General features: G+C 64.9%; 14 protein-coding genes. 6 read left to right on the plus strand and 8 right to left on the minus strand.

The genetic code is table 11. The features are described 5' to 3' along the window. Position 1 precedes the first annotated feature (1 nt). The 4 genes from OKQ63_RS21595 to OKQ63_RS21610 form a co-directional block, all read right to left on the minus strand. Entirely contained in the window at positions 2-1,564 is a 1,563-nt protein-coding gene (locus OKQ63_RS21595; protein ID WP_264214201.1) for a trimethylamine methyltransferase family protein, read from the minus strand. Between the two features lie 4 nt (positions 1,565-1,568). Then, on the minus strand, positions 1,569-3,974 hold the full coding sequence (locus OKQ63_RS21600; RefSeq protein ID WP_264214202.1) for a GcvT family protein: 2,406 nt from the start codon (positions 3,972-3,974) through the stop codon (positions 1,569-1,571). Positions 3,975-4,108: 134 nt separating this feature from the next. Further along, positions 4,109-5,101, minus strand: coding sequence for a pyridoxamine 5'-phosphate oxidase family protein (locus OKQ63_RS21605; RefSeq protein WP_264214203.1), 993 nt, complete (start codon positions 5,099-5,101; stop codon positions 4,109-4,111). 71 nt (positions 5,102-5,172) lie between these two features. Continuing rightward, complete coding sequence (locus OKQ63_RS21610; protein WP_264214204.1) at positions 5,173-5,793, minus strand: glutathione S-transferase family protein; 621 nt, start codon at positions 5,791-5,793, stop codon at positions 5,173-5,175. A gap of 143 nt (positions 5,794-5,936) precedes the next feature. On the opposite strand from OKQ63_RS21610, the gene OKQ63_RS21615 reads away from it, so the two are divergent. From OKQ63_RS21615 to OKQ63_RS21640, 6 genes are all read left to right on the plus strand, one after another. Next, complete coding sequence (locus tag OKQ63_RS21615) at positions 5,937-6,824, plus strand: LysR family transcriptional regulator (RefSeq protein ID WP_264214205.1); 888 nt, start codon at positions 5,937-5,939, stop codon at positions 6,822-6,824. Positions 6,825-7,161: 337 nt separating this feature from the next. After that, positions 7,162-8,298: an ABC transporter substrate-binding protein gene (locus tag OKQ63_RS21620; RefSeq protein ID WP_264214206.1), complete on the plus strand. Its 1,137-nt coding sequence runs from the start codon at positions 7,162-7,164 to the stop codon at positions 8,296-8,298. 73 nt (positions 8,299-8,371) lie between these two features. Next, a complete protein-coding gene (locus tag OKQ63_RS21625) occupies positions 8,372-9,292 on the plus strand; it encodes a branched-chain amino acid ABC transporter permease (protein ID WP_264214207.1) in 921 nt (306 codons plus the stop codon). Further along, positions 9,289-10,278, plus strand: coding sequence for a branched-chain amino acid ABC transporter permease (locus OKQ63_RS21630; RefSeq protein WP_434086070.1), 990 nt, complete (start codon positions 9,289-9,291; stop codon positions 10,276-10,278). Before OKQ63_RS21625 ends, OKQ63_RS21630 begins: the two co-directional genes overlap by 4 nt. Further along, positions 10,271-11,026, plus strand: coding sequence for an ABC transporter ATP-binding protein (locus OKQ63_RS21635; RefSeq protein WP_264214208.1), 756 nt, complete (start codon positions 10,271-10,273; stop codon positions 11,024-11,026). Before OKQ63_RS21630 ends, OKQ63_RS21635 begins: the two co-directional genes overlap by 8 nt. Continuing rightward, entirely contained in the window at positions 11,023-11,712 is a 690-nt protein-coding gene (locus OKQ63_RS21640) for an ABC transporter ATP-binding protein (protein WP_264214209.1), read from the plus strand. The genes OKQ63_RS21635 and OKQ63_RS21640 overlap by 4 nt, the downstream gene beginning before the upstream one ends. Before the next feature lie 251 nt (positions 11,713-11,963). Here the strand turns inward: OKQ63_RS21640 and OKQ63_RS21645 are convergent, their stop codons facing one another. The 4 genes from OKQ63_RS21645 to OKQ63_RS21660 form a co-directional block, all read right to left on the minus strand. Further along, positions 11,964-12,827, minus strand: a complete 864-nt coding sequence (locus tag OKQ63_RS21645; RefSeq protein WP_264214210.1) for a 3-oxoadipate:acetyl-CoA acetyltransferase — start codon at positions 12,825-12,827, stop codon at positions 11,964-11,966. Positions 12,828-12,876: 49 nt separating this feature from the next. Further along, positions 12,877-13,734 (minus strand): alpha/beta fold hydrolase, encoded by an 858-nt coding sequence (locus OKQ63_RS21650; protein WP_264214211.1) that lies wholly within the window; start codon positions 13,732-13,734, stop codon positions 12,877-12,879. Next, on the minus strand, positions 13,731-14,132 hold the full coding sequence (locus tag OKQ63_RS21655) for a hypothetical protein (RefSeq protein WP_264214212.1): 402 nt from the start codon (positions 14,130-14,132) through the stop codon (positions 13,731-13,733). The genes OKQ63_RS21650 and OKQ63_RS21655 overlap by 4 nt, the downstream gene beginning before the upstream one ends. Before the next feature lie 255 nt (positions 14,133-14,387). Beyond that, complete coding sequence (locus tag OKQ63_RS21660; protein ID WP_264214213.1) at positions 14,388-14,738, minus strand: META domain-containing protein; 351 nt, start codon at positions 14,736-14,738, stop codon at positions 14,388-14,390. Between the last annotated feature and the right edge of the window lie 68 nt (positions 14,739-14,806).

Here is a 14,806-nt window from a genome sequence, read left to right on the forward strand (position 1 = left end):
CTCAGCTCTCCGGCGGGGCGCCGCCTTCTGCGGTGCGCTTGGCGATGAAGCCTTGCAGGGCCTCAACGCGGGTTTCATCGGTTTGGGGCCGGGTATCACGCGCGACGATCTCCTGCCAGACCCGGGTGGCCCGGCTGTTGGCATCCAGCGCGCCGCGCTCTGTCCAGGTGCCGAAATTGGCGTAGTCATGCACCACCGGCTCATAGAATTCGGTACTATAGCGCGCCATGGTCTGGGGGGTGGCAAAGAAATGGCCGCCTGGCGCCACCTCCCGGATCGCGGTGTCATAGCCGATTTCCTCCGTGCCCGCCTGAGCGCCGGCGCACAGCTCGGCAATCATGTTCAGGACTTCCGCATCGGTGATCAGCTTCTCAAAAGACACCGACAGCCCGCCCTCCAGCCAGCCCGCCGAATGGATCACCACGGTGGCCCCGGCCATCAGGCAGCCCCACAGGCCCATCTGGTTTTCATTGGCCGCCTGCACGTCGTTGGTATTGGAGGCCGACCCGGCAGCCGAGCGCCAGGGCAGGCCAAGAAAGCGCGCCAGCTGGCCCGCCGCCAGCGAGGCCTGGAAATGCGGAGGCGTGCCGAACGCAGGCGCGCCGGACTTCATGTCGACGTTGGAGGTGAAAGTGCCGTAGCACACCGGCGCGCCGGGGTTTGCCAGCTGGGTAAGCGTCAGGGCTGCCAGCACTTCGGCATGGCTGAGGGTGATGGCACCCGCCACCGTAATCGGCGCCATCGCCCCCATCAGGGTGAACGGCGTGACAATCGACACTTGCCCGTGGCGGGCAAAGTCGATCAAACCTTGCGCCATCGGAATGTCCAGCGTGCGCGGGCTGTTGGTGTTGATGATAGTGTAGCAGCGCGGCTCGGCCTGGAACTCACCGTCCGAAAGCCCGCGGAAATCGCGGATCATCTCGAAACAGTCCATCACCTGCGGCGTGCCGCGGGAGTAGATGAAGGGGAATTTGTCCGTGAGCGTCATCTGCGCCTCGGTGGTGAAATAGTGGCGCAGGTGCACGGGCACGTCCTGAGGCTCCACCTGGGGCGAGATCATGTGGAAAACATCAAAGTGATGGGTGAGCTTGAGGTATTCCAGGTAGTCCCGGGCTGAGCCGGGGCGGCGGCCCCGTTCCAGATCGGTGGCATTGGGCGCGCCGGCGCCTGCCTGGAACACCAGGCTGCCCAGCTCCAGCGTGATATCGCGGTCCCGCGCTCCGGCCCGGCAGGTGATCGCGCGCGGCGCCGTGGCCAGTGCCGCCTCCACCATGTCGCGGCCGATATAGACCATTTCGCGGTCTTCATCGACGCGGGCGCCGCCTGCGGCAAAAATCCTGCGCGCCTCGGGCAGCAGCACCTTCATGCCCAGTTCCTGCAGCATCTTCAGCGCGGTTTCATGCATGTCCGCGATCTGATCGGCCGGAAACACTTCCATCAGCGGGAACGGGTTCTTCAGCTGGCGGTAGTTCACATTGCGCTTGGGGGCTTGGGCGGCCTCCGCGCCGCGCCCGCGTCCCCTTTGGCGGCGGCCGCGCGGGCCGCCTTCGTTTTCGATGGTCATCGCCTCAGCCTTTCATCGCCGTGCCGGAGGGGTCATAGGGCGAGGGGGCAATCACCCGGGCGGCGCGTTGCTGGCCGACGATATGCACGGTCAGTTTCGTGCCTTCAGCCGCGGCCTCGCGGTCCACCATCGCCATCGCCAGCGATTTGCCCAGCGTGTGGCCATAGCCGCCGGAGGTGACAAAGCCGACGCGTTTGTCTCCCCGCCAGACCGGCTCATAGCCGCTGGCGTCGGCGTCCGTTGCCTCGACCTCCAGCGGCACCACGATCTGCGCCGGGCCGCCTGCATCGCGTTCTGTCAGCGCCGCTGCGCGTCCGATGAAGTCCTTGTCCCAGTCGATCCAGCGGTCCATGCCGGTTTGGGCGGCAGTGTAGCCTTGGGTGAATTCCGCGCTCCAGATGCCAAAGCTTTTCTCCAGCCGCAGGCTGAGGAGCGCGTTGAAGCCGTATTCGCGCAACCCCAGATCGGCCCCTGCCTCCAGCAGGGTGTCGCGCAAAGTGATGTGCTCGGCGGCGGAGCAATGGAGTTCATAGCCCAGCTCACCCGCGACCGAGAGGCGGCCCGCCTTGAGGCGCAGCATGCCGATGTCGAAGGTGCCGCAGCCCATGAACGGGAGGTCTGCAATGGGGTCGTCCGTCAGCTTTTCCAGCACCTTGCAGCTGTTCGGGCCGGAGAGGCTGAAGCCGGTGACGGCATCGGACAGGTCGCGCACGTCCACGCCCTCATCCATGTGATCCTGGAACCAGCGCATGTGCCATTCGCGCAGGTAGTAGCTGCCCATGATCCACCAGCTGCCGTCCCCCCAGTTGAAGACGGTGAGGTCGCCCTTGAGGCGGCCCTCGCGCGACAGCATCGGCGCCAGCCGCGCGCGGCCCGGAGCGGGGAGTTTCGAGGCCATGAGGCGGTTGAGCCAGGTTTCGGCGCCGGGGCCGGAGATTTCGAACCGGGAGAAGCCTGAGATGTCGAGCAGGCCCACGGCCTTGCGCACCGCCTTGCATTCGTCCGCGACGATCTCAAAGGCGTTGGAGCGTTTCAGGGTGGGGGTTTCGGTGAACTCCTCGGAGGGCGCGAAATAGAGCGGCACTTCCAGCCCATAAGTGGCGCCCCAGCGGCAGCCCGCACGGGTCATGTCCGAATAGGCGGGCGCCTTTTTCAGCGGGCGGCCTGCGGGCAGCTGCTCGTTCGGGTAGGTCATCACGAAGCGGCGAGTGTAGAACTGGCCGGTGGTTTCCTTGATGAAGCGCTTGTTCTGCGCGTAATCGCCGAAGCGGGCGACATCCATGCCGAAGACATCCGCCTCCGGCTCGCCGTGGATCATCCATTCCGCCAGCGATTTGCCGACGCCGCCGCCCTGCAGGAAGCCCGCCATCACGCCGCAGGCGCACCAGTAGCCGGGCTTGCCGCGCACCGGGCCGACCAGCGGGTTGCCGTCGGGGGCAAAGGTGAAGGCGCCGTTGACCCAGGTTTTCACACCTGTGTGCTGCAGGGCCGGGTAGCGTTCGAAGCCGAGGGTCAGCTCCTTCTCGATACGGTCGGGGTCTTGCTGCTGCAGCTCGAACCCGTATTCCCAGGGCGCGCCGTCCATCATCCAGTGCTGGTGGTTAATCTCGTAGATACCAAGAAGGATGCCCTTCTGGTCCTGGCGCATATAGGTGAAACCCTCCAAGTCTACGGTCATCGGCACTTCGAAATCGAGCTGTTCCAGCTCGGGGGTGGTGTCGGAGATCAGGTAGTGGTGATTGAGCGGCGAGACCGGCAGCTCGACCCCTGCCATGCGGCCCACCTGCTTGGCCCAGAGGCCCGCGGCATTGACCACATGCTCGGCGTGGATGGTGCCCTTCTCAGTCACGACCTGCCAGCCGTCCGCGAGCTGATGCAGTTCCAGCACCCGATTGTTTTCAATGACTTCCGCACCGCGTTTCTTGGCGGCTCCGGCATAGGCATGGACGGTGCCGGTGGTGTCGACATAGCCCTCGCGGTCGGCCCACATACCGCCGAGGATGCCCTTGGTGGACATGATCGGGCACAGCTCCCCAGCCTCCTGCGGGGTGATCAGACGGCAGTCGTCGATGCCGATCGACTGGAAGGTGCGGTAGGCCGATTGCAGCCATTCCCAGCGGTCGGGGGTGCCTGCCAGCGTCATGCCGCCGGTCATGTGCATTCCGACGGACTGGCCGGATTCCTGTTCGATCTCGGACAACAGATCGATGGTATAGGCCTGCAGCGAGGCGATGTTGGGATCGGCGTTCAGCGCATGAAAGCCGCCCGCCGCGTGCCAGCTGGAGCCGGCGGTCAGCACCGAACGCTCGATCAGGCAAACGTCGGTCCAGCCGAGTTTGGCCAGGTGGTAAAGGACAGAGGCGCCGACAACGCCGCCCCCGATGACAACGGCACGATAGTGCGACTTCATGGGCTTGCTCCCTGTCTGACGCCGCCGGGCGGGGAGCCTCCCCGAATCCGCCTTTTGGACAATGCTGTCCAATTCATCGGCGATCCTGGACAGTCTTGTCCAGAAAAATCTTGCAGGGCAGATCCGCAGGCTGGCTACCGGCTGGACGCCTTGGCGCGCGACTCCGCCTCCTGCCAGGTGCCCGTGCGCAGGGTTTGCGGTGCAAACCTGCCGGGCCCGGTGCGCCAGGGCAGGGCGGCTTGCAGCCACAGGCCCTTATGCAGTGTGAACCGCCAGCCGCGCACCGCGCCTTGGAAAGACGTGATATCGGGGTGCCCCTCCTCCAGCAGGTCCACGGTGCCGGTCAGCAGCAGAAGGCTGCCGGTTTCGAAGTCGGCAAAGGTCAGCCCCGCGCGCGGGTTCAGCAGGAAATTCCCCAGCGTGTTGAAATGGCTGTTGCCCGGAAAATCGGGGATGGTCAGGGTGTTGCCTGCAACTCTGACAAATCCGGGCCGCCCGCCCCTGTGGGAGACGTCCACACCCTCGCGCTCCGGATGGCCGGCGGCCGGGATGTGGCTGGCGACAAAGAAAGTATCGGCGCGGGCTATCAGCGTGCGGTGAGCCTCCGGCAGCCGCGAAAAGGCCATCGGCGCGGCGGTCCGGGATCGCGGCCCGGCAGCGGTCAGGTCCCGTTCCTGGATAAACTGGGGGCAGTTGCCGAAGGACTGATCTACCCTCAGGGTGAACCCGTCGTCCGCCACGGAAACCACCCGCCCGTTCAGCCGGTTGCGGCGGCGGCTGTGAAGTTCGATTCCCAGAAGCCCCAGTGCCGCGCCCTTGCGGATGGCGGTGCGGACGGGATCCTGTGCCTGGCCGCTCAGGGCCACCCGCAGATGCTGCGAATCCGGCGCGCAGGCAAAACCGGGCGGGCCGCTCAGCAGGCTGGCCCAGGGCCAGCCGCCGGGGTCCACGGCGCCGGCGGCCAGAAACGGCAACTGTGCAAAAAACTCCCGGTGCTGATCCGGCATGAACGGGCGGATGGCGCGGCGCCCAAAAGCCTCCATCCTGCCGCGTTTGCCTGCGCGGCGCTGCAATTCCTGCTCGCCCTCATGAAAGGGGGAGGGGCTGTCTGCATCAAGCGGGCGCATGGAAATCTCCTGGGATCTGTTTTTGGATCAGCGGCGGCCGGATCGGCCGCCGCGCAGGGGTGGCGACGGGATCACGCCGCCAGGCCGGCCTTGGTGGCGGGCATCGGTTTGAAGCCATGCAACCTTTCGGTATTGGCCAGCAGGCCGCGCACATTCGGGTAAGGTTGCAGCGAGATGCCGCCCTCCGGCGCGTGCGCAATGTAGGAGTACACCGCCGCATCGGCGATGGTCGGGGCGTCGCCGACCAGGAATTTGCGGCCCTGCATGTGGCTGTCGATCCTGCCGAGCGCACGGGCTGCGACGGCAGCGCAGAATTCCGCGTCCAGCGGCGCGTTGAAGACAGTGATCAGCCGTGCCGCCGCCGGTCCGAAGGCGATCTCGCCCGCGGCCAGGGTCAGGAACTTCTGCACTTCGGCTTCCAGGACCGGATCGGACGGCAGCCAGGAGGGGGCGTATTTGCGGGCAAGATAGACCAGGATGGCGTTGGAGTCGGTGATGACGGTGCCGCCGTCCTCGAGCACCGGCACCTGACCTGCGGGGTTCAGCGCCAGGAAGGCGGGCTGCTTGTGCTCTCCGGCGGCGAGGTCGACGTTGATCACCTCATGGGCAATCCCTGCGAGGCTGGCGAACAGTTCCACCCGGTGGGCGTGGCCGGACAGGGGGAAACTGTGGATGCGGATCGGATGCGGCATGCTGGGGTCCTTTTCTGTGGCATGAGCCATGGGGTTTTGAAGACATCCGGAAGATACGCCCTTCACCAGTTGGAGATAATATTCCTTCCTGTGGAATGATTGTGTACAAAAGGTTCATAAACTGGACCGCCGGAGACCCTGCGATGGATAAGCTGGACTGCATGCGCACCTTTGCCGCCGTTGCGGGGCAAAGCTCCTTTACCGCCGGCGCCCGGCAGATCGGGATCAGCACCAAGCTGGCCAGCAAATATGTTGCCCGGCTGGAGGCGCAGATTGGCGCGCAGCTGCTGAACAGGACCACCCGCAAGGTGACGCTGACCGATACCGGCCGGGCCTATTTGGACCGCTGCCTGCCGCTCTTGGATCAATTCGACGAACTGGAGGACGTGGTGCAGCAGCGCCAGCACGACCTGGCAGGCCCCATCCGCATCACCGCTCCTACCGGGTTTGGCAGTCGCGAGCTGGTGGAGGCGCTGCAGCCCTTTCAGCAGGCGCACCCGAAGGTGTCCGTGGAACTGGTACTGTCCGACCGCCATCTGCCGATTCTGGAGGAGGGCGTGGACCTGGCGGTCCGCTTTGGCGCGCTGAAGGATTCGACGCTGGTCGCCCGCAAGCTCTGCGCCATGCGGCTGGTGGTTGTGGCGTCGCCGGACTATCTGGCAGCGCAGGGTGAACCCGCCGGGCCGGAAGCGCTGGCGAGCCGCAACTGCCTGTTGCAAATGACCTCGCCGCAGCCGGATGCCTGGTCCTTCGGGCGCGGCAGCGCGCAAAGAACGGTCACCGTCGGCGGCAGCTTCCGCGCCAATTCACCCCGGGCCGTGGCGCATATGGCGGCCGGCGGCCTCGGCATTGCCCGCTGCCCGTACTATACGGCAGTGCCGTTTCTGCGGGACGGCAGGCTGCAAGTGCTTTTTGAGAAACAGGAAACCGATCCGATCACGCTGTATGCGGTCTACCCGCCCAGCCGCCATCTGACCGCTCGGATCCGGGCGCTGATCGATCATTTGTCAGGATATTTCGGACCGCGCTGAGTGTCCTGCCACCTGGCCGTGGATGCGTCCCGGAACGGTCCTGCTTCATCTTTTTGCAGATACTCCGGGGAGGGCGAGGGGCAGGCCCCTCGCCGCCTCGGATGCGGTTTGCGGAACGGCCGCGGACTGATAGGGCAATAATGTTGCCCTATATATTTTAATCTTGAAATATCTATCCAAGCCTGCGTAGGCTCAGCACAAGGACCGGCGCAAGACCGGCCGGGAAGATGCGGGCTGCCGCCGGCCTTGGCTTCTGCCGCCGCCGCGTTACAGTCGCAAGCATTTGATCGAAAACCCCGGCCGCGGGCCAGGGAATACTCTGGGAGGACACAACGTTATGAAGACCATTCGAATGCTCGCCATGGCGGCCGCAATCCCGGCGCTGGCAGCGGCGGCGCAAGCGGAGACAAAGATTGGCATGATCACCACCCTGTCCGGTGGCGGCGCCGGTCTGGGCGTCGATGTGCGCGACGGCTTCATGCTGGCCATCGAACAGGATGGCCGCGACGGCGTCGAGGTGGTGATCGAGGACGATCAGCGCAAGCCCGACGTGGCGGTGCAGATCGCCGACCGGATGATCCAGTCCGAGAAGGTCGACATCATGACCGGCATCATCTGGTCGAACCTGGCGATGGCAGTGGTGCCTGCCGCCACCGCACAGGGCGTGTTTTACCTTTCGCCCAACGCAGGCCCCTCGGCACTGGCCGGCAAGCGCTGCCACCAGAACTATTTCAACGTCGCCTGGCAGAACGACAACCTGCACGAGGCCGCCGGCGCCTATGCCAATGAGGCGGGCCTGAAGAACAGCTTCATCCTGGCGCCGAACTATCCGGCGGGCAAGGACGCGCTGACGGGCTACAAGCGGATGTACGGCGGCGCGCTGGCCGGTGAGATCTACACCAAGCTGGGGCAGACCGATTATGCCGCGGAAATCGCCCAGATCCGGGCGTCCGGTGCGGACTCCGTCTATTTCTTCCTGCCCGGCGGCATGGGGATCTCCTTCCTCAAGCAGTACGCAGGCAGCGGTGTGGATCTGCCGGTGGTGGGTCCGGCGTTCTCCTTTGACCAGGGCATTCTGCAGGCGGTGGGCGATGCCGCGCTGGGGGTCAAGAACACCTCGCAGTGGAACAAGGATATCGACAATGCGGCCAACGCCGCCTTTGTCGCCGCCTTCCAGGAGAAATACGGCCGCCTGCCCTCGCTCTATGCCAGCCAGGGCTATGACACCGCCAACCTGATCCTGAGCGCATTGGACAAGGCCGAGGCTTCCGACCAGGACGCCTTCCGCGCGGCGCTGAAGGCGGCGGAGTTCGACTCCGTGCGCGGTTCCTTCAAGTTCGGGGACAATCACCATCCGATCCAGGACATTTATGTCCGCGAAGTGATCAAGGAAGGCGATGTCTATACCAACAAGATCATCGCCACCGGCCTGAAAGACCACGCCGACGCCTATGGCGGCGAGTGCAAGATGTGACCTGAGCCTCTGAGCGGAGACGTCTTGCCGGCGTCTCCGCAAGCGGCCAATCTTCCCCCGCGGAAATCCGAAAATGACTTATATTCTAGTTCTGGAGCAAATCCTGAATGGGCTCCAGCTCGGGGTGATGCTGTTTCTGATGGCAGCCGGGCTGACGCTGGTGTTCGGGGTGATGGGGCTGATCAACCTCGCCCATGGCTCGCTTTATATGGTGGGCGCCTTTGCCGCCGCCGCGGTGGCGGGCTGGACCGGCTCCTTCCTGCTGGCGCTGGCGGCAAGCCTTGCCGCCGCCGCCGCTGCCGGCGCGCTGATGGAGCTGGTGGTGATCCGCCGCCTCTACCGGCGCGATCATCTGGACCAGGTGCTGGCGACCTTTGCGCTGATCCTGATCTTCTCCGAGGGCACCCGCTGGCTGTTCGGCTCCTTCCCGCTGTTTCTGGATGTGCCGGCCTATCTGTCCGGGCCGGTCACCCTGCCGGGCGGGATTGAATATCCCTTGTACCGGCTGACCATCATCCTGATCGGTCTGGCGATTGCGGCGGGGCTGTTCCTGCTGATCGCCAAGACGCGGATCGGCATCCAGATCCGCGCCGGCGAGGCCGACCGCGAGATGATTGCCGCGCTTGGCGTCGATATCTCCAAGCTCTACACGCTGGTCTTTGCCCTCGGCGCGGCGCTGGCCGGGCTGGCGGGGGCGCTGGTTGGCGCGATCCAGTCGGTGCAGGTCGGCATGGGCGAGCCGGTGCTGATCCTCGCCTTTGTGGTGATTGTGATAGGCGGCATCGGCTCGATCAAGGGCGCTTTGGCCGGTGCCCTGCTGGTGGGGATGACCGACACGCTGGGCGGCGTCTTCCTGCCGCAGCTGTTTGCCATGGTCATGGACCCGGCCAGCGCGGCCTCTGCGGGGGCGTCGCTGGCGTCGATGCTGATCTATATTCTGATGGCGGCAATCCTGCTGGTGCGCCCCTCGGGCCTTTACGGAGGGAGCGCATGATGCTGACCCGCGAAACCCTGCTCAACCGGGCGGTGATTGCCGCGCTTCTGCTGGTGCCGCTGGCGGCCTGGTCACTGGATGAGCCCTTCATCATCACGCTGGCCACCAAGGCTGCGATCCTGGCGCTGGCGGGTGTTGGACTGAATATCGCTCTGGGTCTGGGCGGGCTGATCAGCCTCGGCCACGCGGCGTTTTTCGGGATCGGCGGCTATGCCATGGGCATTCTTGCCGCCCATGCCCAGAATTACGAGCCGCTGTTCGACTGGCCCTTCCTGTTCGAGGGCAGCAACCAGATGCCGCTGATCTGGCTGGTGGCGGTTGTCCTCAGCGCCTGTGCCGCGCTGGTGATCGGGGCGTTGTCCTTGCGCACCTCCGGTGTCTATTTCATCATGATCACCTTGGCCTTCGGGCAGATGCTCTATTACTTCGCGATCAGCTGGAGCGCCTATGGCGGCGAGGACGGGCTGTCGATCTGGGTGCGCAATGAATTCCCGGGTCTCAACACGCTGGACCCGATCCAGTTCTTTGCGATTGCCTATGTGATCCTGTGCCTGGCGCTGTTTTTCGCCGCACGGCTGGCGCGTTCGCCCTTCGGGCTGGCGCTGGCGGCGGCACGGCAGAACCCGGACCGGGTGGAGGCGGTGGGCCTTACACCATTTACCCTGAGGCTGACGGCCTTTGTCATTTCCGGCGCGATTACCGGGCTGGCTGGCGCGCTGTTTGCCGACCTGAACCGGTTTGTCAGCCCGACCATGCTCAGCTGGCACACCAGCGGCGAGATCATGATCTTTGTGATCCTCGGCGGGGTGGGGCGGCTCTATGGCCCGGTGGCGGGGGCGGCGCTCTATATCCTGCTGGAGCATCTTCTGGGCGGGATCAGCGATTACTGGCAGATCTTCCTTGGGGTGCTTCTGCTGCTGATCGTGCTGTTTGCCCGTGGCGGGCTGATCGGGGCGCTGGCAGGACGGGAGAAGGCGCATGGCTGACGTGGTTCTGAAAACCAAAAAACTCAACAAGAGCTTTGGCGCGCTGCAGGCCAGCCGCGATGTCTCGCTGGATCTGCGGCCGGGTGAAATCCACGCGCTGATCGGTCCCAACGGCGCGGGAAAATCCACCCTGATCAAGCAGATCGCGGGCAATCTGGCGCCCGATAGCGGCGCGGTTGAGTTGCTGGGGCGCGATGTGACGGCGCTGGATACCGTGGCGCGGGCGCGGATGGGGCTGGGGCGGACGTTCCAGATCTCGGCGCTGGCGATGGACTACACCGTCCTGCAGAACGCGGTGCTGGGCACGCTTGGGGGCAGGGGCGGCCCGTTCCGGTTTTTCCGCAATGTGATGAAGGATCCCGGCTTGCTGGAACCGGCACGCGACGCGCTGGAGCGGGTCGGGCTGACCGGGGACGCAAACCGCCGCACCGCCGACCTGTCGCACGGCCAGCGCCGCCAGCTGGAAGTGGCGGTGGCGCTGACGCTGAAGCCGAAGCTGTTCCTGATGGATGAGCCGATGGCGGGGCTTGGGTCCGCAGGGTCCAAGGCGCTGACCGGGTTCCTCGACGGGCTGCGGCAAGAGGCGCCGATCCTGCTGGTGGAACACGACATGGACGCGGTGTTTGCGCTGGCGGACCGGATCAGCGTGCTGGTCTACGGCCAGATCATCGCCACCGGCACCGCGGACGACATCCGCGCCAACGCCGAGGTGCGCCGCGCCTATCTGGGAGAGGAGGACGCCGCATGAGCCTGCTGACATTGCAAGGGGTTGAGGCCTCATACGGCCCGGCGCAGGCGCTGTTCGGGGTCGATCTGGAGATCGGCGAAGGCGAGGTGGTGGCGCTGATGGGCCGCAACGGCATGGGCAAATCCACCACCATCAAGACGATTTGCGGGATGCTGGCGGCCTCCAAGGGCGATCTGCGGTTTGACGGCCACGACCTGCGCCAGCTGCCGTCCTACAAGATTGCCCGGCTGGGGGTCGGACTGGTGCCCGAAGGGCGGCGCTGCTTTGCGCCGCTGACGGTGGAGGAAAACCTGACCGCCGCCGCGCGCCCCGGACCCTGGGACATGCGACGGGTGGCAGAGCTGTTTCCGCGGCTCGAAGAACGGCGGACCCAGGCGGCGGGGTCGCTCTCGGGCGGCGAACAGCAGATGCTGACCATCGGCCGCGCCCTGATGACCAATCCGCGGCTGCTGATCCTGGACGAGGCGACCGAAGGCCTGGCGCCGGTGGTGCGGCAGGAGATCTGGGCCGCGATCGGTCGGCTCAAGCGGGAGGCGGGGCTGGCCATTCTGGTGGTCGACAAGTCGCTGAAGGAATTGGCCGCCATCGCTGACCGCGCGGTGATCCTCAACAAGGGCTGCAACGTCTGGACAGGGTGTATCGGGGAGCTGCCGCCGGAAATGGCCGACCGTTATCTGGGGGTTTGAGAGCAGCCGGCAAAGAGATTTGCGCAGTGTTCCATGGGTGATGCGCCAGGGCGCGTTTCCGCCTTGGCGGACCGGACGCGGTCTGCGCTGATAGGGCGCAAACTTGTCACAACCGGCGGCGGCCATCGGATTGCTCCGCGTGCCAGTCAATGGCTGGAAACGGCGCAATGACCAAGGCTTCCGGTGGCAGTCGGTGCCCCCGTCAGACAGCATCCCGCCGGCTGCCACGGCCGCCGGACGGCGGGCCGTTTTCATGCCGCTGGGATCTTTTGGGGCATGTTTTCAGGCGGACGGAGCCCGAGCAGGTGCCGGGCCTCCTGCCAGGTTGCCACCCGGCGGTTGTGCTTTCCGCAGATCTCCGCGGTGCGGCGGACCAGCGCGGCATTGCTGGGCGCGAGCGTGCTGCGGTCCAGGCGCACGTTGTCCTCAAGTCCCGTGCGGGCATGGCCGCCAGCGGCGATGGCCCATTCGTTCAGCACGGTCTGGTTGGCGCCGATTCCGGCGGCGCACCATGGCGCATCGGGGCCGAACAGGCGGCGGACGGTGTGGACGTAGTAGCCGAAAACATCCCGGTCGGCAGGCATCGCGTTCTTCACCCCCATGACGAACTGGATGTAGGGCGTGTTTGCCAGCTGGCCCCTGGCCGCCATCTCGTGCGCTTTCAGAATATGGCTGAGGTCAAAGGCCTCGATCTCTGGCTTGATGCCGTGGGTCAGCATTTCGGAGGCCAGCCAGTCGACAAGTTCGGGCGGGTTTTCGTAGACGCGGGTTGGGAAATTGTTGGAGCCGACCGAGAGCGACGCCATGTCGGGCCGCAGCGGCAGCATGCCGCCGCGGGTTCTGCCGGCACCTGAACGGCCGCCGGTCGAGAACTGGATGATCATACCCGGGCAGTGCTTCGCGATGCCGTCCTTCAGGGCCGCGAATTTCTCAGGATCCGAGGACGGGGTTTCATCGTCGTTGCGGACATGGGCGTGAACGATTGCGGCGCCTGCCTCAAAGGCTTCATGGGTGGATTCCACCTGCTCCGTCACGGTGACGGGAACGGCGGGGTTGCTGGCTTTGGTCGGCAGGCTGCCGGTGATCGCCACGCAGATGATGCAAGGGGTGGTCATGATGGTCTTCCGTGTTGGCTCTGGTGTGCCCGGCGCGGCTGCCGAACTGTCAGGCGGCCGCAGCCGCGGCGGACGGCATCTTGTCCAGCGCTTCGATGAAGAACGGACGGAAACCTTCGGGGTGCTCGCTCATCGGGAAATGTCCCAGCTCATCCATCACCGCCAGCGTTGCGCCGGGGATTGCTTTTGCGGTCCGTTCGGCATCTTCCGGCGTGCAGGTCAGGTCATAGGCCCCGGCGATGATATGCACCGGGGTCCGGGACGTATCGATCGACGGCAGGCGCGCAACCAGGCTGTCGTCCCTGGTGTAAAAGCTGAGATCGCCGCGGAACACGCCGGGGCCGCTTTGCATGAACATCCAAAGGGTGTTCCAGCGCTCCGTTTCAGGGGCGAAGGGAGAGATATTGGCAGAAACCAGCGCCGCCCCCATTTCGCCGCCATGAGCGTCGGGGCGGTGGAACCAGTCGATGTCATACCAGGCCGACTGGAAATCCGAGGCCTCGATGGCAATGAAGCCGCTGAATTTTTCCGGATGCAGGGCTGCAAGCTGCAGAGCAATCCGGCCGCCCATGGAGCAGCCCGCGAGCACCGGACGGTCCAGCCCGAGCCCCTCGATCACCGCCAGGATGGTCTCGATGTAGGCTTCGGTCGTCAGCAGGTATTCCTGGGTCTCGAACCCCTCGGGCGGAAGCGATTTGCCATGCCACGGCATGTCAAAGGCGATCAGGCGGTTCGATGCTGTGATCGCGGTGTCGTTCATCAGGTGGCGCCATTGGCGGCTATCGGCACCGGCGGTGTGCAGGCAGATGACGGGGCGGCCCTGGCCGGCCTCTTCAACATAAATGCGGCGGCGGGCACCTCCGGCGGTGATGGTCAGATAGCATCCGGTGATCGGTTCGATGCTCATGCGGCCAGCTCCTCTGATTTGCGCCCCAATGCCATGACTTCCTTGAAGAACCGCAGGTTCTTGACAAGGCTGAGAATGTCCCCGTCGATCCGTCCGCGGCCGATCTTCACCAGGCCGAAGATGTCGTGGAATCCGGGCGCCGGGCGGGCTTGCCAGAATTCTTCAAGCGCTTCTGCATCGGTGCGCAGGGCAAAGCGCCATGGGGTCTTGCGGCTCGGTCCTTCGGCGACGGATACAAGCTGTCCTTTCTCAAAAGTCAGATAGACCTCATTGCCGCCGGTTTCGATCAGGACAGTCTCGGAAAACAAGCGCCCAAGGCGCAGCAGGTGCGGTGTTTCCCTGAGAGCGGATTGGATCTGATTGAAGGTTTCGATCACCTGAGCCTCCCTTGCGTTCATGTGCTTTCAGTTAGCTGCCATGACAGGAGGGCGTGTGGCCATGCCGGCGGGGGTATGAGGCAATACTCTGGCCCTGGCCGGCCTGCCGGAGCGGAGTGCCCGAAAGGATTGGAAACGCCAGACAGGTCCGGACCGCGGTTTGCAAAAGCTCTTCCGCCCGTTTCAGCAGACCGGCTGGGTCCGCAATATGAATCCCTCATCCGGTCCGGGCAGCAATGCGCGGGCGCACAATTCAGGCAGCCACGCCATGCGGTCTCACTCAGCCAGCGGCTCGGCCCATAACAGCGGCTGGTCAAAATTATACATGACCAGCAGCCCGTCGTCTTGAAGTTCCATCCGGTTGACCAAGCCCAGCTGCTGCATAAAATCGCGTTCTGCGATCATTGTCTCTTCGTCGCACAGCCCGCCGCCGATCTCGAATGGCGTGAACATCAGGTTCTGGGTGTCCGGTCCGAAATTTGTTGTGAAACTCCTGCAGGGGCTGGAGCCATAGAGAGTGCCGTCCGCGAAATCAAACCGCAGGTCCTCGAATTTCTCCAGGTCAACGTCCTTGACCTTCTGAACAATCCAAGCGCCGTCAAAAGATTCTGCCGTGGTTGAAGCCATAGGGATTACTCCACTGGGTGCGTTCACGTTGTCAGAGGCAAAGGAGCAGACGGCCAATCCGCCGCCGC

Source organism: Leisingera thetidis (assembly GCF_025857195.1).
GTDB lineage: Bacteria > Pseudomonadota > Alphaproteobacteria > Rhodobacterales > Rhodobacteraceae > Leisingera > Leisingera thetidis.